The organism is Brevundimonas lutea, from assembly GCF_003704105.1.
GTDB classification, from domain to species: Bacteria; Pseudomonadota; Alphaproteobacteria; order Caulobacterales; family Caulobacteraceae; genus Brevundimonas; species Brevundimonas lutea.
Genome location: NZ_QUOQ01000007.1, coordinates 65130 through 88548, shown reverse-complemented (window position 1 = coordinate 88548; position 23419 = coordinate 65130). Strand labels below are relative to the sequence as shown.

General features: G+C 69.3%; 20 protein-coding genes, 1 tRNA gene and 2 pseudogenes. 8 read left to right on the top strand and 15 right to left on the bottom strand.

Going from position 1 to position 23419, the window contains the following annotated elements; genetic code table 11:
• Positions 1 to 88 precede the first annotated feature (88 nt).
• Positions 89 to 178, bottom strand: a tRNA-Ser gene (locus tag EES48_RS12910).
• A gap of 132 nt (positions 179 to 310) precedes the next feature.
• Between EES48_RS12910 and msrA the strand changes: the two genes are divergently transcribed.
• From msrA to EES48_RS12870, 7 genes are all read left to right on the top strand, one after another.
• Positions 311 to 961: a peptide-methionine (S)-S-oxide reductase MsrA gene (gene msrA / locus EES48_RS12905; protein WP_122467883.1), complete on the top strand. Its 651-nt coding sequence runs from the start codon at positions 311 to 313 to the stop codon at positions 959 to 961.
• A gap of 2 nt (positions 962 to 963) precedes the next feature.
• Complete coding sequence (locus EES48_RS12900; protein WP_122467880.1) at positions 964 to 1308, top strand: MmcQ/YjbR family DNA-binding protein; 345 nt, start codon at positions 964 to 966, stop codon at positions 1306 to 1308.
• 71 nt (positions 1309 to 1379) lie between these two features.
• On the top strand, positions 1380 to 2894 hold the full coding sequence (locus EES48_RS12895; RefSeq protein WP_122467878.1) for a response regulator: 1515 nt from the start codon (positions 1380 to 1382) through the stop codon (positions 2892 to 2894).
• Between the two features lie 41 nt (positions 2895 to 2935).
• Positions 2936 to 4675: an AmpG family muropeptide MFS transporter gene (locus EES48_RS12890; RefSeq protein ID WP_122467875.1), complete on the top strand. Its 1740-nt coding sequence runs from the start codon at positions 2936 to 2938 to the stop codon at positions 4673 to 4675.
• 87 nt (positions 4676 to 4762) lie between these two features.
• On the top strand, positions 4763 to 6208 hold the full coding sequence (locus EES48_RS12885; protein WP_122467872.1) for a cytochrome ubiquinol oxidase subunit I: 1446 nt from the start codon (positions 4763 to 4765) through the stop codon (positions 6206 to 6208).
• Complete coding sequence (gene cydB, locus EES48_RS12880; protein WP_122467869.1) at positions 6205 to 7242, top strand: cytochrome d ubiquinol oxidase subunit II; 1038 nt, start codon at positions 6205 to 6207, stop codon at positions 7240 to 7242. Before EES48_RS12885 ends, cydB begins: the two co-directional genes overlap by 4 nt.
• 159 nt (positions 7243 to 7401) lie before the next feature.
• Positions 7402 to 8181, top strand: a complete 780-nt coding sequence (locus tag EES48_RS12870) for a hypothetical protein (protein ID WP_122467864.1) — start codon at positions 7402 to 7404, stop codon at positions 8179 to 8181.
• 6 nt (positions 8182 to 8187) lie between these two features.
• Here the strand turns inward: EES48_RS12870 and EES48_RS12865 are convergent, their stop codons facing one another.
• The 4 genes from EES48_RS12865 to EES48_RS12850 are packed head-to-tail and all read right to left on the bottom strand — an operon-like array spanning position 8188 to position 12350.
• Positions 8188 to 8499: a hypothetical protein gene (locus tag EES48_RS12865; protein WP_122467861.1), complete on the bottom strand. Its 312-nt coding sequence runs from the start codon at positions 8497 to 8499 to the stop codon at positions 8188 to 8190.
• 2 nt (positions 8500 to 8501) lie between these two features.
• The gene (locus tag EES48_RS12860) at positions 8502 to 11039 is read right to left on the bottom strand and encodes a cbb3-type cytochrome c oxidase subunit I (RefSeq protein ID WP_122467858.1); all 2538 of its coding nucleotides are present in this window, start codon (positions 11037 to 11039) and stop codon (positions 8502 to 8504) included.
• Complete coding sequence (locus EES48_RS12855; protein ID WP_240623357.1) at positions 11036 to 11989, bottom strand: cytochrome c oxidase subunit II; 954 nt, start codon at positions 11987 to 11989, stop codon at positions 11036 to 11038. Before EES48_RS12855 ends, EES48_RS12860 begins: the two co-directional genes overlap by 4 nt.
• The gene (locus EES48_RS12850) at positions 11982 to 12350 is read right to left on the bottom strand and encodes a c-type cytochrome (RefSeq protein WP_122467855.1); all 369 of its coding nucleotides are present in this window, start codon (positions 12348 to 12350) and stop codon (positions 11982 to 11984) included. Before EES48_RS12850 ends, EES48_RS12855 begins: the two co-directional genes overlap by 8 nt.
• Between EES48_RS12850 and EES48_RS15285 the strand changes: the two are divergent.
• Positions 12235 to 13065, top strand: a pseudogene (locus EES48_RS15285) (c-type cytochrome); the annotation flags it as partial. The gene EES48_RS12850 and the pseudogene EES48_RS15285 overlap by 116 nt on opposite strands.
• 22 nt (positions 13066 to 13087) lie before the next feature.
• On the opposite strand, the gene EES48_RS15185 reads toward EES48_RS15285, so the two are convergent.
• From EES48_RS15185 to purH, 10 genes and pseudogenes are all read right to left on the bottom strand, one after another.
• Positions 13088 to 13792: a cytochrome b gene (locus tag EES48_RS15185; RefSeq protein WP_122467849.1), complete on the bottom strand. Its 705-nt coding sequence runs from the start codon at positions 13790 to 13792 to the stop codon at positions 13088 to 13090.
• Positions 13789 to 14514 (bottom strand): cytochrome c oxidase assembly protein, encoded by a 726-nt coding sequence (locus EES48_RS12835; RefSeq protein ID WP_122467847.1) that lies wholly within the window; start codon positions 14512 to 14514, stop codon positions 13789 to 13791. The genes EES48_RS15185 and EES48_RS12835 overlap by 4 nt, the downstream gene beginning before the upstream one ends.
• A gap of 127 nt (positions 14515 to 14641) precedes the next feature.
• A complete protein-coding gene (locus EES48_RS15180) occupies positions 14642 to 16138 on the bottom strand; it encodes a phosphomannomutase/phosphoglucomutase (protein ID WP_240623369.1) in 1497 nt (498 codons plus the stop codon).
• Between the two features lie 81 nt (positions 16139 to 16219).
• Positions 16220 to 17239 (bottom strand): annotated as a pseudogene (locus tag EES48_RS15175) (mannose-1-phosphate guanylyltransferase); the annotation flags it as partial.
• Positions 17240 to 17304: 65 nt separating this feature from the next.
• Complete coding sequence (gene pseI, locus EES48_RS12825) at positions 17305 to 18330, bottom strand: pseudaminic acid synthase (protein WP_122467841.1); 1026 nt, start codon at positions 18328 to 18330, stop codon at positions 17305 to 17307.
• Positions 18327 to 18896 (bottom strand): UDP-4-amino-4,6-dideoxy-N-acetyl-beta-L-altrosamine N-acetyltransferase, encoded by a 570-nt coding sequence (gene pseH / locus EES48_RS12820; RefSeq protein ID WP_162998160.1) that lies wholly within the window; start codon positions 18894 to 18896, stop codon positions 18327 to 18329. Before pseH ends, pseI begins: the two co-directional genes overlap by 4 nt.
• Positions 18881 to 19849, bottom strand: a complete 969-nt coding sequence (locus EES48_RS14920) for a hypothetical protein (RefSeq protein ID WP_162998159.1) — start codon at positions 19847 to 19849, stop codon at positions 18881 to 18883. The genes pseH and EES48_RS14920 overlap by 16 nt, the downstream gene beginning before the upstream one ends.
• Positions 19846 to 20550, bottom strand: a complete 705-nt coding sequence (pseF, locus tag EES48_RS12815; RefSeq protein ID WP_122467836.1) for a pseudaminic acid cytidylyltransferase — start codon at positions 20548 to 20550, stop codon at positions 19846 to 19848. Before pseF ends, EES48_RS14920 begins: the two co-directional genes overlap by 4 nt.
• Positions 20547 to 21683, bottom strand: a complete 1137-nt coding sequence (gene pseC, locus EES48_RS12810; protein WP_122467833.1) for a UDP-4-amino-4,6-dideoxy-N-acetyl-beta-L-altrosamine transaminase — start codon at positions 21681 to 21683, stop codon at positions 20547 to 20549. The genes pseF and pseC overlap by 4 nt, the downstream gene beginning before the upstream one ends.
• A 113-nt stretch (positions 21684 to 21796) precedes the next feature.
• Entirely contained in the window at positions 21797 to 23401 is a 1605-nt protein-coding gene (gene purH / locus EES48_RS12805) for a bifunctional phosphoribosylaminoimidazolecarboxamide formyltransferase/IMP cyclohydrolase (RefSeq protein WP_122467830.1), read from the bottom strand.
• Positions 23402 to 23419 lie beyond the last annotated feature (18 nt).

Below are 23419 nucleotides of genomic sequence, written 5' to 3'. Positions count from 1 at the left end.
TACCCAAGCCTAGCCGTGAAGAGCTAGGCGGGTGCTTTGGTGGGTGCCTCCGCAATAGCTCTAAAAACACCAATGATTTCAGCGAGTGTGGCGGACAGAGAGGGATTCGAACCCTCGGTAGGCTTTCACCTACACACGCTTTCCAAGCGTGCGCGATCGACCACTCCGCCACCTGTCCGTTTCACGACCCGCGTGAGCCCGCCGGTGGGTCGATCCGGCGGAGGCGAGGCAGATAGACCAGCGGGCCCCTCTCGGCAAGCGGGCCGAGGCTTCCCATATCGGGACCGAACCATGATCCAGAGGTCCCGCCATGTTCTCCGCAAAGCCCGCTGACCTGCCCACCGCCGACACCGCCCTGCCGGGTCGCGCCCAGCCCTTGCCGACCGACGAGGTGCACACCGTCAATGGCCGCCCGCTGAAGGGGCCCCATCCCGAAGGCTTCGAGACGGCCGTATTCGGCATGGGCTGCTTCTGGGGCGTCGAGCGGGTTTTCTGGCAGTTGCCAGGCGTCTGGGTGACCTCGGCAGGCTATGCCGGCGGCATCACGCCCAATCCGACCTATGAAGAGGTGTGCTCGGGCAGGACCGGCCATACCGAAGTGGTCGAGGTGGTCTTCAACCCCGCCGAGATCAGCTATGAGCAGCTGCTCAAGGCCTTCTGGGAGAACCACGATCCGACCCAGGGCATGCGCCAGGGCAACGACCGGGGCACCCAGTACCGCTCGGCCGTCTATACGCTGAGCGACACCCAGACGCGCGCGGCTGAGGCCTCCAAGGACGCTTATCAGCAGGCCTTGGCGCAGGCCGGACGGGGCGAGATCACCACCGAGATCCGGCCGCTGGACGACTATTATTTCGCTGAAGGCTATCACCAGGGCTATCTGGCCAAGAACCCGGCCGGCTACTGCGGCATCGGCGGCACCGGGGTGACCTGCCCGATCGGCGTCGGCGTCGAGGCCTGACCATGGACCGGGCGGGCGTCGGCCGCGTCTGTCTCGCCCTGCTGGGCGCGACGACGGATCACGCGTTCGGCGACGATCACGACGTCTACAGGGTCGGCGGCAAGATGTTCGCCATGGTCGGCGGCCTGGGCGGGCTGTCGTTCAAGGTGTCGGATATCGCCTTTCAGGTTCTGACCGAAGACGGGCGCGCGCGGCCCGCGCCCTATCTGGCCCGGGCGCGGTGGGTGCATCTGGACGATCCCGGCGACTGGCCAGACGACGAGCTGGCCGATCATCTGAAAACCGCCCACGCCCTGATCGCGGCCCGGCTGACCCGCAAGGTCCGCGCCGAACTGGGCCTCAGCTGACGCGCCGCGTCTTGAGCCGCCCTTAACCGATCATCGGTCATCGTCGCCGGGAACGCAGAAGCGGGGACGGCATGGCGACGGCGGCGGGCGATCAGGCGGACACGGCGGACCTCTCGTCGGAGCAGCGCTTCCTCAGGCTAATGAGCCACGAGATGCGCACGCCGCTGAACGGCGTCATCGGTATGCTGGGCCTGCTGCAACGCACCCGTCTGGACGGCGCCCAGCGGGCCTATGCCGAGGCGGCGCGCGAGTCCGCCGATCATCTCCTGGGCCTGGTCAATTCGCTGCTGGACTATGCGCGGCTGGAAGCCGGCAGCCTGGAGTTCGATCACGGCTCGGTCGATCCCGAGGGGCTGGTCCGGGGCGTGGCCGAGCTGCTCAGCCCCCGGGCCCACGACAAGGGGCTGGAGATCGTCTGGTCGGTGTCCGCCGACGCCCCGACGGTGCTGGCCGACGAGGGCCGGCTGCGCCAGATCCTGTTCAACCTGGCCGGCAATGCGGTGAAGTTCACTGAGGCCGGCGCGGTGCGGATCGCCGTGGAGCGGGTGGGCGGCACCAAGGCCCGGCCGCGGCTGGCCTTCATCGTCGACGACACCGGCCCCGGCGTTCCACCCGAGGCGCGCGCCCGCATCTTCGAGGAGTTCGGTCACGCCGATCTGTCGGACGCCGTTCGCCACGACGGCGCCGGCCTGGGCCTGGCGGTGGCCAGAAAGCTGGCCGAGGCCATGGGCGGATCGCTGTCGGCCGAGGATCGTCCGGCGGACATCATGCCGGGCTCCGGCGCCCGGTTTCGCTTCGAGGCGCCGTTCGAGCGTGACCCCAAGGCCGAGCCGCGCGGCTCGGCCCTGGAGGGTGTCGGCGTGGCCGTGCGCTCACCCGATCCGTTCGTGGCCCGCGCCGCCCAGGACCAGATCGAGGCCTCAGGCGGCAAGTTCAGCCCGCGCGCGCCCATCGTGCTGGTCGATCACATTGGCGGCCCCTCGGCCCCGATCGCGCCGGCCCCCGGCCCCGGAGCCTTGATCCTGCTGAAGCCATCCGAGCGCGAGCTGATCGCCGGGGCGCGGGCCTCGGGCTATGCGGGCTATCTGATCAAGCCGCTGCGCCGGGCCTCCCTGGCCGAGCGGGTGCTGGCTGTGCGCGGCGCGGCCGCCTGCGCCTCGGCTCACCGCGAGGACGACCGGGTCGCTCCCGTGCGCCACGGCGGCCTCAGGGTGCTGCTGGTTGAGGACAATCCGGTCGGGGCGCTGCTGGCCAAGACGCTGCTGCGACGCGAGGGCTGCACCGTGGAGACCGCCGCCAACGGTCGCGAGGCGGTCGAGTCGATGTCGCGCGCCGCCTATGAGCTGGTGCTGATGGACATGCGGATGCCCGAGATGGACGGCCCCGCCGCCACCCGGGCGATCCGCGCCCGGGGCGACGACACCCCGATCGTGGCCCTGACCGCCAACGCCTTCGCCGAGGACCGCCGCGCCTGCCTGGAGGCCGGGATGGACGACCATCTGGTCAAGCCGCTGGAGCCCGAGGCGCTCAGAGCGGTGCTGACCCGCTGGACGCAGGGCCGCGCCCGCGCCAGACTCGCCTCCTGATTTGAGGGCGCGATCCCCGCGCCCGCAGGGAAGCGCCATCCATGTCCGACGCCGCCGACACGCCCAGAAAGGCGTCCAACCGGACCGTGGAATTCCTGAAGTCCCTCAGGGACCGTCGGGTGTTCGTGATGCTGTGGCTGGGCGCGGCGGCGGGCCTGCCCTTCTTCCTGATTTTCGACACCCTGTCGGCGTGGCTTCGGGAATCCGAACTCTCGCTGCAGAGCATTTCGGTCTTCGCCCTGGCGACCCTTTCCTATGCGCTGAAGTTCGTGTGGGCGCCGGTGGTCGATCGGCTGCGGCTGCCCGTGCTCGGCAAGCTGTTGGGTCAGCGGCGATCCTGGATGGCCCTGATGCAGGTGCTGATCATCATCGGCCTATGGCTGATCGCCGGGTCAGACCCGGCGCTGAACCTTGGGCAGGTTGCCCTGCTCGCCGTGCTGGTCGGCTTCTGCGGCGCGACCCAGGACATCGCCATCGACGCCTGGCGCATCGAGGTCGTCCAGGAGGAGCAGTACGGCGTCATGGCCGCCGCCTATCAATGGGGTTTCCGCATCGCCATGATCACGGCCGGCGCCCTGCCCTTGGTGCTGGCGGATTCCTACGGCTGGAACTTCTCCTACGCCATCATGGCCGGGTGCATGCTGATCGCGGTGGCCGCCACCGTCCTGGCGCCGCGCGAACCGGCCCAAGTCCTGCCGCCGGCCTTGCCCGGCGATATTCCGGTCCAGCCCGCGCGCGAGACCGTCGAGTGGGGCGGGCGTCTGATCCTGATCCTGCTGGGCGCGCTGCTCGCCGGATCGGGTCTGGCGGCCAACGCCACCTTCCTGAATCTGCTGTTCGGCGTGTTCGGCCAGTCCGAAGCCGCGGCCGAAGGCTTCAAGGCGATGTGGGAGGCGCGCGAGACGGGGATTTTCATCCAGTTTCCGGCGGTGATCGCGGGCCTGGGTCTGATCGCCCTGGCCTGTGTGCCCTTGCCCGGACGCCCGACCCGGCCCAGCGCCTATCTGCGCAGCGCCTACGGTCAGCCGCTGGGCCAGTTCTTCAAGCGCTTCGGCGGCAAGCTGGGGGTGCTGATCCTGGCGCTGATCTGCCTTTACCGGCTGTCGGATTTCGTCCTCAACATCATGAACCCCTTCTACCAGGACCTCGGGTTCACCCTGACCGAGATCGCGGAAGTGCGGAAGATCTACGGCGTGGTGGCGTCGCTGGCGGGGATTTCCTTCGGCGCCTGGCTGGTCAGCCGTTTCGGTGTGATCCGCACCATGGTCATCGGCGTCTTCGCCAGTCCGATCTCGAACCTGGTGTTCATCTGGCTGGCGACCCAGGGGCCCAGCATGCCGGCGCTCTACGCCGCCATCACCATCGACAACTTCGCCACGGGCGTCGCGGGCACCGCCCTGATCGTCTACATGTCCAGCCTGACCGGACATGGGTTCACCGCGACCCAGTACGCGCTGTTCAGTTCGCTCTACGCCATCATCGGCAAGATCGTCGCCTCGCAGTCCGGACGGATCATCGAGGGCTCGGCGCGGATCGCGGAAGCGGGCGGCTTCACCGCCGGTCTGCGATCGTGGTTCGCGGGGCTGCCCCAGGGCTCGCTCGCCGAGGGGGCGCGCATCGCCGAGGTGTCGCCGGCGTCCCTGGGGGCCGGGTATGCGGCCTTCTTCATATACTCGGTGATCATCGGGGTGTTCGCCGCCATCCTCGCCTTTATCGTGGCCAGGCGGCAGTCCGCTCTGCCCGTCGACTCCAAGCCCGACGCCTCGCCCGCGACCTCCTGACGCGCGACGCCGCGTCTGGCGGCCGGGTGGTGGACATCGACTGTTCGCAGGCGCACACCGTGGCCGTTCAAGCCTCGAGGTCCCGCCATGGAATTCGACGCCCTGCTGCTGTCCCGGCTGCAGTTCGCCTTCACGGTCGCCTTCCACATCCTGTTTCCGGCCTTCACCATCGGGCTGGCCGCCTTTCTGGCGGTGCTGGAGGGGCTGTGGCTGACGACGCGGCGCGAGGCCTTCAAGACCCTGTATCTGTTCTGGGTGAAGATCTTCGCCATCAGCTTCGGCATGGGCGTCGTGTCGGGGGTGGTGCTCAGCTATCAGTTCGGCACCAACTGGTCTGAGTTCATCCGCCTGACTGGCGGCGTCATCGGGCCGCTGCTGGCCTATGAGGTGCTGACCGCCTTCTTCCTGGAGGCGTCGTTCCTGGGAGTCATGCTGTTCGGCTGGCGCCGGGTGGGGCCCAAGCTGCACTTCTTCGCCACCTGCGTGGTGGCGGTCGGAACCACCCTGTCGGCCTTCTGGATCCTGTCGGCCAACAGCTGGATGCAGACGCCGCAGGGTTTCGAGATCCTCGCTGACGGCACGTTTCAGGCCACGGACTTCTGGGCCGTGGTGTTCAACCCGAGCTTCCCCTCGCGCCTAGTCCACATGCTGCTGGCGGCCTTTCTGACCACGGCGCTGGTGGTCGGGGCCGCCTCGGCGTTTCGCCTGCTCAAGGGTCGAGAGACGCCCGGCGCCGCCGAGAGCCGCATCGCCCTGGCCATGGCCGTGGGCATGATCTGCGTGGTCGCCCCGCTGCAGCTGCTGGCCGGCCACTGGTCGGGCGAGGTGGCGCATCACCACCAGCCATCCAAGACCGCCGCCATCGAGGGCTATTGGGAAACCCGCGCCGATCAGCCGCTGCACCTGTTCGGCATTCCCGACCGCGACACCCAGTCCAACCATTTCCAGGTCTCCATCCCCGGGGTCGGCAACCTGATCCAGAACGTGCCCAGAGACGAGGTCATCGTCGGCCTCGACAGCCTGGAGCGCGCCGATCAGCCGCCGGTGTTCATGGTGTTCTGGGCCTTCCGCATCATGGTCGGCCTGGGTCTGCTGATGATCGCGCTGGGTGCCTGGGGGGTGTGGTTGCTGATCCGGCGCAAGCTGTTCGACCACCGCTGGTTCCAGCGTTTCGCCGTACTGATGGGCCCGGCCGGTTTCGTCGCCGTGATCTCGGGCTGGATCGTCACCGAGGTCGGGCGCCAGCCCTGGGTCGTCTATGGCGTGCTGCGAACCCGCGACGCGGTCTCGCCGGTGACCACCGGCGACGTGGCCACGTCGCTGGCGGTCTATATCAGCGTTTACGCCATTGTCTTCACCGCCGGGGCGCTGTTCATCCTGCGCCTGATGGCCGAGGGTCCGGCCGCCGTCATGACCCGACCGACCGCGCCCGAGCCACGCGCGCCCGGTTCGGCCATGGCCCGCGCCCCGGACGACGACGGCGAGGCCGACGACGATCCTCCGATTGGCGATGGACCGGGAGGCCGACTGTGAACCCCGACCTGCCGCTGATCTGGGCCGGGGCCATCGCCCTGGCCGTGATGCTCTATGTCGTGCTGGACGGTTTCGATCTGGGCGTCGGCATCCTGTTCCCTTTCGCCAAGTCGAAGGAGGAGCGGGACATCATGATGAACACCATCGCGCCGGTGTGGGACGGCAACGAGACCTGGCTGATTCTGGGCGGCGGCGGACTGCTGGCGGCCTTTCCCCTGGCCTATTCGGTGCTGATGCCGGCTTTCTACCTGCCGGTGCTGCTGATGCTGGCGGGGCTGATCCTGCGGGGGGTCGCCTTCGAATTCCGCTTCCGCGCGCGGCGGCGGGGGCGCCGGTTCTGGACCCAGATGTTCGCCTTCGGCTCCATCCTGGCCACCCTGGCCCAGGGCCTGATCCTGGGCGGGTTCATCCAGGGGGTGACGGTGCGCGAGGACCGCTTCGCCGGCGGCGGACTGGACTGGCTGACGCCCTATACGCTGCTGGTCGCGGTGGGGGTGCTGGCGGGTTACGCCCTGCTGGGCGCCGCCTGGTTGATGCTCAAGACCGAGGACAATCTGCACGGCGACGCGCGGCGCTGGGCGGCGATTTCGGGCGTGGCCACGGCGGGGCTGCTGGCGGCGGTCAGCGTCGCCACCCTGTTCGCCCACCCGCGCCTGGCGCTGCGCTGGGGCTTTGACGTCGCCGAGGGGTTCAGCCTGGACTTCAGCGTGCTCGCCCCGCTCTTGCCCATTCCGCTGCTGGGTCTGGCGGGCCTGGCCCTGGTGGCCTGGGGCGTACGCAAGGGATCGCACACCTGGCCCTTCGTCGGAGCGCTGACGGTCTTCCTGTCGGGCTATCTGGGGCTGGCGGCCGGCTTCTTCCCGTATATCGTCCCCTATGCGCTGAACTTCCGCCAGGCGGCGGCGCCGGAAAACGCTCTGATGTTCATGGGCGCGGGCGCGGTCTTCGTGCTGCCGGCCATCCTGGCCTACACGGCCTGGGTCTATTGGGTGTTCCGCGGCAAGATCAACGAGGAGACCGGCTATCATCATTAAGCCCGTTCCTCCGCCGGAACCCGGCGAGCCGTCGCCGCCCCTTTGGTCGCGGCTATTGTGGTTCGTGATCCTGGGCGTGGCCGGCCTGATCGTGGTCGGCGCCGTGGCCTATGGATTGAGGGCCTTGCCGTTCATGGGCTGACGGCGGATGGTGGCGCCATGAAAGCGCTCCTCCTCGCCTCGGTCGCCGTCCTTCTGCTTGCCGACGTCGCCGCCGCCGAGACGGCTGGCCAGGCCGCCCAGCCGCGTCCCGCGTCACCGCCCGGATCCGACATCACCCGCGACCTGAACAGCATGCCCGGTGACCCCATGGGAACCACCCGGGCCGGCCCCGCCACGCCGCCTGTGATCGAAGAGGCGGAAGACGAGGATGAAGCCGAGAGCGCCCCTCCGCCGCGCGCCACGGTCACCCCGACCACTCCGGCGCCGGCGACACGTCCCGCGCCGCGGCCCGCCTCGCCAGCGGTCGCGGAGGCCGAAGCTGCGGAGAACGAACCAGCCGACCCGCCCGTCGAAGATGACAATGCCGCCGAGGCCGAGCCGGAGGCCGCCGAGCCCGAGGCGCCGCCGCCTCCGCCCAGCCTGACGCGGGTCGCGGTCGCTGACGCGCCGTTCGACATCGACCTGCCCGCCGGTTTTCAACTCTACCAGCGTCCCGCCGGACCGGACGCGGCCATCTATGAGGTCCGACGCGGGGATCGCGGCTATGTGGTGATCTATGCGGGCTGCTGCTCGCAGTTCCCCATCTTCACCGGCCGCCAGGTCGAGGCGACCGGCCGATTCTCGGTGGTCACCTCCGAGAACGGAGAGCAGCACGCGGTCGAGCACCTGTTCCAGCGCGAGGATGCGCCCGAGCAGATCCACGTCTGGGTGTCGTCTGTTCCCGAAGCCGACCGCGCCACGGCCGAGGCGATCGCCCAGAGCGTCGATCCCCGCTGAGACGGCTCAGTAGCCGATCACGGTCGGCAGGGCCTGCCAGACGATCGACACCAGGCTGACGAAGGCCCCGAGTGCCGCCAGCTGCTCGCGAAAGCGCCAGTTGGGCTCGTCCTCGCCCTGACGCAGGCGACGCAGGCTCAGGAACAGCAGGATCGCCACGACCGCGACACACAGGCCGCTGAACGCCAGCCCGGCCATGCGCCATGCCAGGGCGTCCGCACGGTCGACCACATCCCCCAGGCTGGCGATGATATAGACGCCCAGGAAATGGATCGCCCAGACGATCAGCCCCCCCAGCATCCAGGCCCAGCGCGCCACGGTCAGCTCCCGGGGAACAGGTGGGTCAGCAGAACGCCGAACACCCCCTGGCCCGCCGTGTAGCCCAGGAACAGGGCGATCAGCTGGAAGGTCGACGGCCGCCGCGCCTCGACATGGCCGAACACCAGCCGCAGCAGGGCGTAGACGCCCATCAGCCCCGTGATGCCGGTCAGCGACCCCTGCCAGACCAGAAGCGAGGCGACGGTGGCGCCCTGAGCGTTCGTCGAAGGTCGGAGCCCCGCGCCTAGCCAGGCCTGAATGTCGCTGTAGGTGACGACGCACAACAGGCCCGTGGCCAGCACCATCAGGCCGGTGGCGATCACAGGACTGCGGGCCCGGTCCAGCGCCAGGGCCTTGCACGACAGCCAGCCCAGTCCCGCCGCTCCGACATAGCCGGCGACCAGAAGCGCCGTCGCCATCATCGGCGGCGGCGATCCCCAGGCGCCGGGATCGCGGCTCCACAGGAAGACATAGCTGAAGGCGTTGAGCAGCAGGATCATTCCGGCCACCACCAGGGTGATGACCATGGCCCACCAGCCGTGGCTGCGCGGACCGGACACATAGGTGGGGGCCATGATGCCGGCGCCGATATCCACCATGTCGGCCACGCGCGGCCGGTCGAGGTCCCAGCACCAGCGCATCATGCACAGCACCGCGCCGACGGCTCCAACCAGCGCCGGCCAATAGGCCTGGACGGTCAGCAGCAGGAAGGCCGCCGCCGTCAGCACGGCGGCCAGCACGTGCCAGACGCCCGGCACCGGCATACGCTGCAGATACTGCGGCTCGGCGTTCAGGGCCGACACCACCAGGGTTTCGCGCTCGCCCGTGGCCGAATTGGGCAGGAAGTAGCGACCGGCGACCACGTCCTTGGACAGCTGGGGATCGTCCCATAGCGGATACAGGCTCTTCACCACCGGAATGGAGCGCACCGAGTAAAGGCCGGTCGGAATCCACTCCAGGCCCGGCCCGCCGAACACATTGCCGGCCTCGCGGTCGCCGAACGGGCGGAAGTTGCGGGCCATGTCGATGATCCACAGCAGCACTGCCAAGCCGAACAGGAAGGCGCCGACCGTGGTGACCAGATTGATCACGTCCCAGCCCCGGTCCGGCAGATAGGTGTAGACCCGCCGGGGCATCCCCATCAGCCCGACCAGATGCATGGGCAGGAAGGTGATGTGCATCCCCCAGAACATCAGCCAGAACACCCACCGGCCCCACCGCTCGGACAGCGGCCGGGCCGAGGACATCGGCATCCAGTAGTAGAGGGCCGCGAAGAAGGGGAAGACCATGCCCCCGATCAGCACATAGTGCAGGTGGGCGACGATGAAGTAGCTGTCGTGAGCCTGCCAGTCGAACGGCACCATGGCCACCATCACCCCGGTCAGCCCGCCCATGACGAAGATGGTCAGGCCGCCGACCGCGAACAGCGCCGGCGTCGACACCTTCAGCCGGCCGGCCGCCAGGGTGGCGATCCAGGCGAACACCTGCACCCCCGCCGGGATCGACACGGCCATGGAGGCGGCCGAGAAGAAGCTGGTCGATATGGTCGGCATGCCGGTGGTGAACATGTGGTGGGACCACACGCCGAAACTGATGAAGCCCGTGGCCAGCATGGCCAGCACCACCATGCGGTGGCCGACCAGCTTGGCCCCCGCCACCACCGCGATGATGGTCGAGGTCGCCCCCGCCGCCGGCAGGAAGATGATGTAGACCTCCGGGTGGCCGAAGAACCAGAACAGGTGCTGCCACAACAGCGGGTCGCCGCCCTTCAGCGCGTCGAAGAAGGGCCAGCCGAACACCCGCTCCAGCTCCATCAGGGTGGTGGCCAGGATCACCGAGGGAAAGGCGATGATGATCATCACCGCGAAGATCAGCATGGCCCAGGCGAACACCGGCAGCTTGTCCAGGGTCATGCCCGGCGCGCGGTTCCTCAGCACGCCGACGATGATCTCGATGGCCCCGGCGATGGCCGAAATCTCGATGAAGCCGATGCCCAGCAGCCAGAAGTCGGCGTTGATCCCCGGCGAATAGGTCATCGAGGTCAGCGGCGGATACATGAACCAGCCGCCGTTCGGCGCCAGGCCGAAGAACAGCGAACTGAAGAAGGCCAGGCCGCCGACCAGATAGGCCCAGAAGGCGTAGGCCCCCAGCCTCGGGAACGGCAGATCGCGGGCGCCCAGCATCTGGGGCAACAGCACCACGCCCAGGGCCTCGACCGCCGGCACGGCGAAGAGGAACATCATCATCGTGCCGTGCACGGTGAAGATCTGGTTGTAGGTCTCCTGCGGCAGGAAGCCGTTCATCGGCACCGCCAGCTGGGTGCGGATCAACAGCGCCAGGATGCCCGCCAGGCAGAAGAACAGCATGGCCGCGCCGACGAAATAGACGCCGATGAAGTTGTTGTTGATGGCGGTGACCCACCCCCAGCCCTTGGGCCGGCACCAGATCCGCTCCAACTCCTCCAGCTCGCCCTCGGGCCGCTCGCCCTTGGTCGGGAAGCGGTCGTACAGGGCGGGATCGAATCCGGTCTCGCTTTTCACTGCAGGCCCTTCAGCCAGGCCGAGACGTCACGCAGTTCCTGGCCGGTCAGGACCGGATAGGCGGGCATGCGGTTGCCGGGCTTGATCGACTGGCTGTCGGAGATCCAGCCGCCCAGCGTCCCCTCGTTGTTGGGCAGGATGCCGGCGCCGATCGTGCGCCGCGCGCCGACGCGGCTGAGGTCGGGTCCGGCCAGGCCGTTGAACTCGGTCCCGCGCACGGCGTGGCAGGCGCCGCAACCGGCGCGGTCGAACACCTCGGCGCCCGGCGACGGCAGGGCCGCGGTCTGCACCGGCGTGGCCTGCCGGGCGGCCCAGGCGGCGTAGGCCTCGGGCTCGTGCGCCACAACGACGAAGCCCATCAGGGCGTGGGGTCCGCCGCAATACTCCGCGCACTGACCGCCATAGACGCCGGGCTCGTCGGCCTGGATGCGCATGTAGTTGCGGCGGCCGGGGATCATGTCGACCTTGCCCGACAGGCGCGGCACCCAGACGCTGTGGATCACGTCGGCGGAATCCAGCTCCAGCACCACGGTGCTGCCCACTGGGATGTGCACCTCATTGGCGTCCTGCCAGGCTTCTCGGCCCTGGTCGTCCAGATAGGCGACGCGCCACCACCACATCTCACCGGTGACCCGGACCCGCATCTCGCCAGGCTCGGGATCGGGGGTCAGGTGGGTGGTTAGGCCCAGGCCATAGATCAGCAGCGCCGACAGCACCACGATCGGAAAGGCCAAGCCGCCGGCCCAGACCAGGGTTTCCCCGCCCAGCCGCTGACGCCATTTCCGCGGACCGAACAGGGCGACCCCCAGCGCGATCAGCACCACGACCAGCACCAGGAAGCCCATGCCGAACAGCACCCAGGCCAGAGTGTTCAGCGGTCCGGCGAAGGGCCCGGCCGGATCCAGCACCGGCGGCGGCCAGCCGGAGGTTCCGGGAACGGCCTCAGTCACGGAGCTGGTACAGATAGGCCGCGATATCGCGGGCTTCGGCGTCTGTGATGGGCATGGCGGTCATTCCGGTCTCGGGCGACATCGACGGCGCGTCGATCAGCCATTGGGTCAAAACGTCGGGCTGGTTGGGAAACCGTCCGGCGATCATCGGCGCGTCGCCGAAACCTTCCAGCGACGGACCGGCCAGGCCCCGCGGCCAGTCGACGCCGGGGATGACGTGGCAGGCGGCGCAGCCCACCTGTTCCATGACTTCCAGACCGCGGGCCGCGTCGGCCCCCGCGATCTGGCGCGGGGGATCGCTCTTGTCGGCGCAGGCGGCGACACACGCGAGCAGCGGCAGGGCGACGAGCGCGCCCCTCATATCCGATCGTCCTGGCGATGGTGTCTGCGCGCCGCACGCGGCATCGGCCCCCCGATGGCTGGTTCTTCTGGCTAACCCCTGCACCGGAGGCCGGTTCCCCGGAACCGTCAAGCTGGCGCGGCATTCGTCTCCGGTGCGCCCGATCCTGACCTTTTCGGCCCTGACAAGCTTCGCGCTGGCGGCCCTCGCGATGGCGTCCTGCCACCCCATCGCCAACGAGACCGGCGCGCGCTTCAGAGCCGACGGCGAGACGATCGCCATGAGCGGCGGCGAGGGCGGTGCTGCCAACGCCTGTTTCGCCTGCCACGGGCTGGAGGGGCAGGGCGACGGGGTCAGCGTGCCGCGTCTGGCGGGGCTGGACGCCGGCTATCTGCAAAAGCAGATGGAGGACTACGCCGCCAATGTCCGCCATCACGACGTCATGGGTCCGATCGCCGGCTGGCTGAGCCACGAGGATCGGCGGGCGGTTTCGGCCTACTACGCCGCCATGAGCCCGCCGACCGTCGAGGGGCCGGCGCGCCCGGTGCCGGCCATTTATTTCCAGGGCGCGCCCGAGCGCGAAGTCGAGGCCTGCGTGACCTGCCACGGGCCGACCGGCCAAGGCGTCGGGCCCGGCAATCCGGCCCTCTCGGGACAGCCCGCCGCCTATACGATCGACCAGATCGAGCGCTGGCAGGCGCGCGAACGCCGCAACGATCCGCGCGGGGTCATGACCGACGCGGTGGCCGGGCTAACGCCTAGCGAAACCCGGGCCATAGCCGCCTGGCTAGAGACTTCACCCACCCTTCCAGCGCCCGCCAGCGACGCTGCCAGCGCGTCCGCCGCCGCGACAGCTGCGGCACGACCGGGAGCATCCCGTGGAGAACGTCGTCCCGATCGATGAGGTGGTGCTTGATCGCCGCCCCGACGTGCAGGGGGATCATCAGCAGCAGGGCGATGACCATGCCCCAGTGCATCCATTCGCTGATCGCCTCGACCCGCCAGCGCTGGACGGCGGTCAGATCCTGCATCGGCATCAGCGGCCACGGAATATAGCCGACAAGGCTCAACTCCTGCTCGCGCGCCGTGGCCGAGATCATCGCCCAGCCGGTCAGGGGCAGGCCGAACAGGCAGATATAGAAAACGTAGTGTGTGATGTGGGCGGCGGTGCTTTCCCAGCCTGGCTTGTCGGCGTCATTGATCGGACCGGGCGCCAGCATGCGCCAGGACAGGCGTCCGATGACCAGCACCAGCATCAGCACCCCGATCAGGTAATGCAGGTCGTGCGCCGCCACCTTTGCTCCGCCAGCGGGAAGTCGCCCCATCCACCAGCCCCAGAACAGCTGGACGGTGACCAGCGCCGCCATGGTCCAGTGGAACACGATGGCCACGGGCGAGTAGCGGCCCTCGTCGTGGTGGCCCGCCGCCCACTGCAGGATGTTGCCGATCAGCCGGTCGATCACGCGGGGCGAACCTCGGCGGAACGGTCAGGACCGATCCAGCGACCCAGGATGACCAGCGCCGCGATCAGATAGACCGCCGCCGCCGGCGCCCACATGATCAGCCCGGCCGCCTGCTGGTCCTCCAGCGGGCTGAGCCCCCACGAACCCGTGGTCAACAGATGCGGCGCATACAGCGGCTGCCCGGCGAAGGTGATCAGGGCGCCCAGCAGGCCCATGGCCACCATGGCCACCAGCAGATGCCCGACCGCCGACGGCCCCGACGCCGTGCGCACGCCCGCCCAGAACCAGACCGAACTGGCCAGAAGGCTGGCCTGCATCAGCCAGTAGATGCCGTCGTGCGACAGGGCGGCGGCGTAGAGATCGGGCGCGTGCCAGGCCCACAGCACCACCGCCTGAACCCCCGTGGCGACGGACAGCGGACCGGCGCGGGTACGGGGCAGGCTCCAGGCGATCAAGGGCGCGGCCAGGGCGACCAGGATCACGTGATGCACCGTCCGCGCGGCGAACAGAGCCGACGACAGGGCGCACAGGGGCGACACGAAACTGACCGCCAGGGCCAGCACCGCCCCCAGGCCAAGAAGCCGCTCGCGGCCGCGCAATCGCCAGCCGACCGCAAGCGCCACGATCCCCAGCGCGCCGATCAGCACCGGATCGAGGTTCCAGCGCCACTCGCCCGCCAGGGGCGCGACGCCACAATAGGGAATCCAGATGTCGGGCGTCATGAAACAGTTCGGACGATCGGAGCTGCGCGGCGCGGATCGCGTATCAGGTTGTGCATGGCCGGCCCCCTGGCTGAACAGCTCTCAAACCTAAGCAATCAGGGTCTCTTCGGTTCCGGTCCGCGCGCTGTCAAATCTCCTGGTTATAGTCCCCGACTTCCGGCTCGGCGGCCAAACGCGGGCGGGCCTCCAGCCGGAACAGGTCGCGCATATCGGCCTCCGAGCGCAGGCTTTCCACCACCACCGCCAGCTCGGGCTTGTTGGACGAGGCGCGGACCAGCAGCCACGAGCCGTCGTCCAGCTCGACCCTGACGCCGTCGATGGTTTCCAGACGGCGGATGGTCCGCCCCAGAATCGAGCCGCCAGACGCCGCCAGGTTCGCATAGGCGCGGCGCGCCCGCGCCACCACGGCGTGCTTCGACCCGTCCGGACAGCGCGGCGACAGGGTCAGGCTGGTCCAGGCGCGCCCAAGTTCGGCGGCCATGACCGACAGCGGCGCGGCCGGCCGCGCACCCATCAGCTCCAGAACCGCCACGGCCGCCCTGAGGGCGTCGTCATAGCCGCCGCCGTCCGGCCCGCCAAAATAGATGTGGCCCGACTTCTCGAATCCGGCAAGGGCGCTGGTCTCGGCGAGGGTCCGCTTGATGTGGCTGTGGCCTGTCCGTCCAGTCAGAACGCGTGCGCCATGTGCCGTCAGCACCGGATCGGTCCGGAACAGTCCGGTGCATTTCACATCGACGACGAAGGTCGCGCCCGGAGACCTCGCGGCCATCTCGCGCGCCAGCAACAGGCCGATACGGTCGGACAGCACCGGCGCGCCGGTCTCATCGACCACGCCGCAGCGGTCACCGTCGCCGTCGAAGGCCAGGCCCAGGTCAGCCCCCGAGGCCTGCACCGCCTCGCCCAGGGCCGCGAGCATGTCTCCGTCCTCCGGGTTCGGATTGTGGTTCGGGAACGTCGGATCCAGGTCGGCGTGCAGCGGTATGACCTCCGCCCCCAGCCGCGCCAGGGCCTCCGGGACGAAAGCGCCAGCCGTGCCGTTGCCGCACCCGACCACCACCTTCAGCGGCCGGGTCAGTCGCCGCGCGCCGACCACCGCCTCGACATGCTGTTCCGGCATCCCGGTGATCGTCCGCGCCGAGCCGCCCCATTCCGGCCGCCCGCGTGCCGCCATGACCAAGGCGGCCAGCTCGGCCATGTCATCGGGACCGAAGGTGAAGGGCGTCTGGTCGCCCATCTTGATGCCCGTCCAGCCGTTTTCGTTGTGGCTGGCGGTCACCATGGCGACATTGCCGCAATCCAGAGCCTCGCGCGCGAAATAGGCCGTGGGGGTCAGACACAGCCCGATGTCTACCACCTCCATCCCGCCTGAGATCAGCCCAAGGGTCAGGGCCTGTTTCACGGCGAAGGAATAGCTGCGGAAGTCATGTCCCACGATGATCCGCCGTTCGCGCCCTCGCGCCTTCAGCAGCGTCGCCAGCCCCAGGCCGACCGCCTGCATCCCGGTCAGATTGATCTCTTCGCCCAGACGCCAGCGTGCGTCATAGTCTCGAAAGCCCTCGGGCCGGATGAAGGGCTCGGTCTCGTGCAGCCGCGTGTGCGGCGTCAGATCCGTGCGCGGCCTCATCGTTTGCGCGAACGCATCCGAACCGCCGCCATGGCGACCCGCCGTTGCGGACGCGACGCTCGCCGGTCCCAACGCCTCCGCCACATCCCTGACCCGCTGCGCCTGATCCAGGCGGCAGGCCAGCACCCGGTTGCCCTCGACCACCACGGCAACGTCTGGCGCGCCGATGACAGCGACATCGACGCCCTCCGGCGCCCGCACATAGGCGCCGGGACTGTCCACCAGCCGATGCCGCGTGTCGGTCGCCTCCAACTCGGCCACCGCGTCCCAAGCCCCAAGGTCGCGCCACGAGAAGTCGACCGGCATGACCCGCGCGCGATCGGTCCGCTCCATCACCGCCCGGTCGAAGGGCAGGGCCGGCGCCGTCGCGAACGCGGCGTCCAGCTTTAGCGCGTCGGCTCGCCGCTCGCCCCTCTCGACGGCCGCCCGCGCCGCCGCCAGCACCTCGGGCGCATGGCGCGCCAGCGCCTCCACAAACACCCCCGCCGGACCGACGAAGACGCCGATGTTCCACAGGGCCCCGTCCTCGATCAGCCTCGCCGCTTCGGCTGGCTCCGGCTTCTCCACGAACCGGGCGACCTCGCCCGCAGAGCCTTGGCCCGGCAAGATGTATCCGAAGGCCGACGACGCCTCGCGCGGTCTCAAGCCCATCAGGCAGATCGCGCCCCCTTCGGCCGAGCGGGTGGCCGCCGCGAAAGCAGCCTCCCTGAACCGATCACCGGCCGGGATGTAGTGGTCCGCCGGCGCGACGATCATCACGCCGTCGGCGTCCTCGGCCAGCACCTCCAGCGCCGCCGCCGCGATGGCCGCGGCCGTATCGCGGGGCGCCGGCTCCAGGATCAGCCGCGCCCCAGCGCCGGCCTCCGCCAGGGTCTCGACGACCAGAACCTCATGATCGATGCCGGCGACGACGCGGGCCGGCCCCAAAGGCGCCACGCGCTCGACCGCCTGGTGCAACAGGCTGCGCGGACCGCCAAAGGCCACGAACGGCTTGGGCCGATCCGGCCGCGACAAAGGCCACAGCCGCGCCCCGCCGCCGCCGCACAGCACGACCGGATACAGCCTCACCGGCGCGTCCCGACAGCCTTCGCCATCGTCCATCTCCCCTATCCCGTGGCAACTATTACCCAAGGTTGCGGGAAAGGCGAATCAGCGTTCGCTGGCTTTCACTCCAGCAGGCTCCAGTCCATTGGCGTGCCCTTGGCCGCCGCTCGCGTCACCTTCCGCCCCAGCAGCGCGCGATAGTGGCGGGGATGCAGGCCGTCGCCTGGGCGCACGGAGCGAAGGGTGTCCGGCGTCAGCTCGTCGCCCGCCGCCATGTCCTGGGCGATGAACAGGCTGCGGCCGAAGCGGGCGTTCTTGGCGGCCTGGCCTTCGGGGCCGTAGCGCACTCGGCCCAGAGCGTCCTCGGCCGTCCGCACCGCCGACACCATGCCGCCGAACTCCTCGGGCGTCAGGCTGAAACTGGCGTCGGGTCCGCCGATGGCGCGATCCAGAATGAAATGCTTCTCCACCAACCGGGCGCCCAGCGCCACGGCGGTCACCGCCACGGCGTCATCCATGGTGTGGTCCGACAGTCCGATGCGACAGCCGAACCGCGCCGCCATGTCGGGCAGGGTGGCCAGGTTGGCGTCCCTGGGTTCGGCCGGATAGGCCGAGGTGCATTTCAGCAGGGTGATGTCGTCGTTCCCGGCGTTCCGGCAGGCCGCGACCGCCTCCTCGATCGCCGCTTCGTCGGCGATACCGGTCGACATCACCATAGGCCGCCCCTTGGCCGCGGCGTATTCGATCAGGGGAATGTCGGCGATCTCGAACGAGGCGATCTTGTACATCGCCGGCGCCAGATTCTCGAGAAAGTCCACCGCCGTGAAATCGAAGGGCGAGGAGAAGAAGGCGAGGCCAGTCTTCTCCGCCTCGTCGTGGATCGGCCGGTGCCATTCCCAGGGCGTCATCGCCTCCGCGTAGAGGCTGTGCAGCGTCCGCCCGTCCCACAGCGTCCCGCCGTCGATGCGGAACGGCGGCGTGTCGCAGTCCAGGGTGATGGTGTCGGGCGAATAGGTCTGCAGCTTGATGGCGTCCGCACCGGCCTCGGCCGCCGCCCTGACGGTGTCCAGACAGACCTGGAGCGAACCGCCGTGATTGGCCGACAGTTCGGCGACGATGAAGACCCGGTCGGGCCACTGGAAACTCATGCGCCGTCTCCCGCGAACACCTGGGGCCGCAGCGCCGCCCGGTCGCCCGCCCACCCCTCGCTAAATCGCGCCAGCAGCACGACATCATGCCAGTCTTCGCCGCGCCGAAAGTGCCGCTTCAGCAGCCCTTCCTCGACGAAGCCGAACCGCCTGTGCATCCGCACCACGCCGGCGTTGAACCCCAGTACTTCGCAGCACAGCTTCGACACGCCGACCGCCTCGAAGGCATGATCCAGCGCCAGCATCTCCATGGCGCCGCCCATCCCGCGCGGCGCCTCCGTTTCGCCGAGGTAGAAGGCCCATTCCGCCCGATCATTCTCGCGGTTCACGCGCGTGATCGACACAAAGCCCATCGGCCGGCCCTGATGCTCGAAGATCAAATAGGCGTCGTCGGCGGCCTCCAGGGCCCGGGCGAACCAGCGGCCATGCTCGTCCTCGCTGATCACATGGTCCGTGTACATGGCGGCGCGCACCCGATCCTGGTTGCGCCAGCCCAGAATCCGCTCCCGATCGCCGGCCTCGATCGGCCGCAGGCGACAGTCCGCCTCTCTCAGTCCGTCCGCCATCTCGCCTCCAGCCGGTCGATCAGTCGGTTCGCACCCTGTCCGTCCACCGCCGCCATTGCGCGCGCGCTGACCGCCTGGCGCACCTGCGGATCGTGCAGCGCTTCGCAGCCGCCCGCCAGTCGCGCCTCCAGATCGGGCGCGTCCCACATTCCCGCGTTCACAAAGCCGACCAGTGGCGGCCACCCTTCCAGATTTGGCCTCTGGTTCTCCGCCACGCCCAGCATGACCGTCGGCGCCCCGCATCGCGCCAGTTCGAACACCGTCTGGCCCGCGGCGCTGATCGCCAGGTCACAGGCCGTCATCTCCGCCGCCATAGACTCGGCGGTCAGTCGGCCCAGTCCGACGACCCCGGACGGAGCCTCATCGGCCCCGGCAAGTCTGATCTCCGCCTCCGGCAGGGCGCGGGCCAGGGTCTCGGCGACCCGTCCGCCCAGGCCCTGCGCATCGCTGCCGCCCATCACCACAAACACCCGCCCGATCCGCCGCGCCACAGCGACGCGCGAAGGCGGTCGCACGAAGGCGGTGCGCAGGGGTTGCCAGGTCGGTCCGCACAGCCATTCGCCCCCATCCGGTCTCAGAGGCGCGGGCGTCGGCGCGGGATGAACTACCAGCCCGCCCGAATAGGCGATCCGCTGCAGGTCATCCATGAACACGATTGCGGGCGCGCGGTCCGCAAGCCTTCGGGCCATTTTCGGGTCGAGGGCGTAGGAATCGACGATCGCCACATCGGCATCGACGGTATCGTCCGGCGCCCGGAGCCAGTCGCCCGCCTCTACGGTTCCCAATCTTTCTGCCGCCTTCATGGCGAGGTCGTCGCCGTCGATCCGCCAGGACACCTCACCGCCCCGCGCCCGCCATTCCTCGGCATAGCGTCCGCAACGGACGACATGCCCCAGCCCCCGGCGCCGATCCCCCTCGGTCAGGATCATCAGGCGACGTCCGGTCAGGCTCATGGCGAACCCGACCGGTCCCGCATCAGCACGAACTTCATCTCGGCCAGGCGCCAGTCGTCCTCGGTGTCGATGTCCTGGGCCTCCATCTCACTCAGCGTCAGGGTCGCGCAGCGCGCGGTCAGCACGGACCTCCGTGCACGGATGACCTCCGGCGACAGCCAGTAGAACTGCCCCGCGTCATGCCACGCTGGCTCCAGATCCTGGGTGCGGGTTTCGGCCTCGACCGGGTCGATCAGGGTCGTGCGGCCATCCGTCTCGCGACGCGTCGCCCGTTCGATCGGGTGCGGATAGGCCAGCACCGGATAGACCCCGTCCCAGTCGCCCATGCGGTACAGAGACAAGCCTTCGCGAAGCCGTGCGGGCGTCGCTAGGGCGGCAGTGGCCAGCAGGCAGCAGACGGCGTCGAACGCCTCGCCGCGCGCTTCCCATGTCTCCAGCACCTCGGCCAGCACCGACATCAGGCCCGCCCGGTCGTCCGCTGTCGCGGAGGATCGCAGGAACGGGACCTCGGCGCCTTCTGCACACGCGATCCGCGCCACCGCCTCGTCCTCCGTCGAGACCATCACGGTGTGGAACAGATTGCTGTCCAGCGCCGCCTGGACCGGCCAGCCAAGCATCGGCCGTCCGTGAAACGGACGCACATTCTTGCCCGGCACGCGCTTCGACCCGGCCCGCGCCGGAATGACCGCCAGCAGTTTCATGGCCTCAGCGCCCGGACGGCGGCGATCACCTGCTCGACCTCGGCGTCGGTCATGGCGGGGAACAGCGGCAGGCTGAGGCACTGGTCGTACCAGGCCTCGGCGTGGGGGAAGGGCCCCTGCCGCCGCTGTCGGCGCCGCCATGGCTGGGTGTGGACGGGGATGTAGTGGACCTGACTGCCGACCCCGGCCCCGGCCAGTTCCGCCATCACCGCCGTCCGATCGCGGCCCAGGGCGGCGAAGTCCAGCCGCACCGCGAACAGATGCCAGCCGACACGCTGGGCCCCGGCGTCTGGCGGCAGGCCCAGCCACTCAAGGTCGGCGAAGGCGGCGCGATAGGCGTCCATGATCGCGCGTCGCCGCGTTACGAAACCATCCAGCTTCCGCAACTGGCTCGAGCCAAGGGCCGCCTGGAGGTCGGTCATCCGCGCATTCAGACCCAGGGTCTGCTGCTCGTGAAACCACGGCCCGTCGTGGCGGGCCATTCGCGTCGGATCGCGCACGATGCCGTGTGACCTCAGCGCGACCAGCCGGGCATGCAGCTCGGGGTCGTTGGTGGTGATCGCCCCGCCTTCGCCCGTGGTCATCGTCTTGACCGGGTGGAAGGAGAAAACCGTCATGTCCGAATGTCGACAGCTGCCGATCCGTCCGCCGTCGGCATAGTCCGACCCGATGGCGTGGGCGGCGTCCTCGACGATCTTCAGGCCGCGCGCCCGGGCGATGTCGGCGATGGCCGCCATGTCGCACGGCAGGCCCGCGAAATGCACGGGTGCGACCAGCCGCGTCTGCGGCCCGATCGCTACGTCTAATGCGCGTGGGGCAAGGTTGACCGTCTCCGGATCAATGTCGGCGAACACCGGCGTCAGCCCGGCCTGCTCCATGGCGCTGGCGGTGGCGATGAAGGTGATCGGGCTGGTGATCCCCTCACCGGCGCCGAGCTCGAGGGCCGCATAGGCCAGCTGCAGGCCTAGGGTCGCATTGGCCACGGCCACGCAATGCTTCGCCCCGACATAGGCGGCGATCTCGGCCTCGAACGCCTCGACGCGCGGTCCTTGGGTCAGGAAGGGCGAGCGCAGCGCCGCCAGCACCGCCGCCTCGTCTTCAGCATCGATCGTCTGGCGGCCATAGGGGATCATGGGGCGACTCTCGCTGATGGTCGCCGGAGTCTGGACGAGGGCGCAGTCACGAGCAAGGCGAGCCACGCTCAGGCGGCGAGCGACCGCGTCACGAGCGCTAGCGACCCCTCAGATCAATGCCGGAACACCCGCACGCCGGTGAACGCCATGGCCAATCCGGCCTCGTCCGCGGCTGCGATGACCTCGGCGTCGCGCATGGCCCCGCCCGGCTGGATCACCGCCGTCGCGCCCGCCGCCGCCGCCTCCAAGAGGCCGTCGGGGAAGGGGAAGAAGGCCTCGGACGCACAGGCCGAGCCCTGCGCCAGGGAATGCGCCAGCCCTTTGGCCTCGCCCGCCTCCCTGGCCCTCAGCGAAGCGATCCGGGCCGAGTCACGCCGGTTCATCTGGCCCGCGCCGATGCCCGCCGTCTGGCCGTCCTTGGCGTAGACGATGGCGTTGGACTTCACATGCTTGGCCACGGTGAAGGCAAACAGCATGTCCTCGATCTCGCTCGGCGTCGGCTGACGCCGCGTCACGATCTTGAGGTCCGCCGCTGTCAGCCGCGACCGGTCGCGCCCCTGCACCAGGAAGCCGCCGGAGACCGAACGGAACACCTCGCCCGCCGCCAGCGGATCGGGCAGGCCGTCGGTCAGCAGCAGGCGCAGATTCTTCTTGGCCGCGAACACCTCTTGCGCGCCGTCGTCGGCACCCGGCGCGATCACCACCTCGGTGAAGATGCCGGTGATGGCCTCGGCGTCGGCCCGGGTCAGGGGGCGGTTGACCGCCACCACTCCGCCGAAGGCCGAGACGCTGTCGCACTCCAGCGCCCGCGCATAGGCCTGGCCAAGGTCGGCGCCGACCGCGACCCCGCACGGATTGGCGTGTTTGACGATGACGCAGGCCGGGGCCGCGAACTCGGCGACCAGCTCATAGGCCGCGTCGGCATCGGCGATGTTGTTGTAACCCAGTTCCTTGCCCTGCAGCTGGCGGGCGTTGGCGACGCCGGGCCGGGTTTCGCTGGTGACGTAGAAGGCCCCCGTCTGGTGCGGATTCTCGCCATAGCGCAGGGTCTGGGCAAGCCGGCCGCTGATGGATTTCCGAGCCGGCGCTGCATCCTCGACCTGTCCGGCGAACCAGCCCGACACGGCCGCGTCATAGGCGGCGGTGCGGCCAAAGGCGCGGGCCGCGAGGCGTTTGCGCAGCGCCAGGGTCGTGGCGCCGTTGTTTGTGATCGCCTCGACTGCCTCGTCCACGCCCGCCCTGTCGACGCAGACAGCGACATAGCCGTGGTTCTTGGCGGCCGAACGGATCATGGCCGGACCGCCGATGTCGATGTTCTCAATCACGACGTCGAAGCCGCCGCCCGTGGCCACCGTCGCCTCGAACGGATAGAGGTCGATCCACACGATATCGATGGCCCCGATGCCGTGCGCCTGCATGGCCTCTGCGTGGGACGGCGCGTCGCGCACGCCCAGCAGGCCGCCGTGAACGATGGGATGAAGGGTCTTGACCCGCCCGTCCATCATCTCGGGAAAGCCGGTCAGATCGGCTACGTCCCTTACCGGCAGTCCCAGCTTTTCGATCGCAGCCCGCGTGCCGCCGGTGGAGATCAGCTCGACGCCAGCCGCGCTCAGAGCCCGCGCCACGCTCTCCAGCCCCGCCTTGTCGGACAGCGAGATCAGGGCGCGTTTCGGCGTCACGCGGTCGGGCGCAGGCGGAAAGTCGGGGGCGGCGGGCATGGCGGCCTCATCAGGGAA

Bases quoted from the DNA above. Each gene is read 5' to 3' on its own strand.
- msrA (WP_122467883.1), top strand. From the start codon at position 311: ATGTTCTCCGCAAAGCCCGCTGACCTGCCCACCGCCGACACCGCCCTG.
- EES48_RS12900 (WP_122467880.1), top strand. From the start codon at position 964: ATGGACCGGGCGGGCGTCGGCCGCGTCTGTCTCGCCCTGCTGGGCGCG.
- EES48_RS12895 (WP_122467878.1), top strand. From the start codon at position 1,380: ATGGCGACGGCGGCGGGCGATCAGGCGGACACGGCGGACCTCTCGTCG.
- EES48_RS12890 (WP_122467875.1), top strand. From the start codon at position 2,936: ATGTCCGACGCCGCCGACACGCCCAGAAAGGCGTCCAACCGGACCGTG.
- EES48_RS12885 (WP_122467872.1), top strand. From the start codon at position 4,763: ATGGAATTCGACGCCCTGCTGCTGTCCCGGCTGCAGTTCGCCTTCACG.
- EES48_RS12870 (WP_122467864.1), top strand. From the start codon at position 7,402: ATGAAAGCGCTCCTCCTCGCCTCGGTCGCCGTCCTTCTGCTTGCCGAC.
- EES48_RS12850 (WP_122467855.1), bottom strand. From the start codon at position 12,350: ATGAGGGGCGCGCTCGTCGCCCTGCCGCTGCTCGCGTGTGTCGCCGCC.
- EES48_RS12835 (WP_122467847.1), bottom strand. From the start codon at position 14,514: ATGACGCCCGACATCTGGATTCCCTATTGTGGCGTCGCGCCCCTGGCG.
- EES48_RS15180 (WP_240623369.1), bottom strand. From the start codon at position 16,138: ATGAGGCCGCGCACGGATCTGACGCCGCACACGCGGCTGCACGAGACC.
- pseI (WP_122467841.1), bottom strand. From the start codon at position 18,330: ATGAGTTTCCAGTGGCCCGACCGGGTCTTCATCGTCGCCGAACTGTCG.
- pseH (WP_162998160.1), bottom strand. From the start codon at position 18,896: ATGGCGGACGGACTGAGAGAGGCGGACTGTCGCCTGCGGCCGATCGAG.
- EES48_RS14920 (WP_162998159.1), bottom strand. From the start codon at position 19,849: ATGAGCCTGACCGGACGTCGCCTGATGATCCTGACCGAGGGGGATCGG.
- pseF (WP_122467836.1), bottom strand. From the start codon at position 20,550: ATGAAACTGCTGGCGGTCATTCCGGCGCGGGCCGGGTCGAAGCGCGTG.
- pseC (WP_122467833.1), bottom strand. From the start codon at position 21,683: ATGATCCCCTATGGCCGCCAGACGATCGATGCTGAAGACGAGGCGGCG.
- purH (WP_122467830.1), bottom strand. From the start codon at position 23,401: ATGCCCGCCGCCCCCGACTTTCCGCCTGCGCCCGACCGCGTGACGCCG.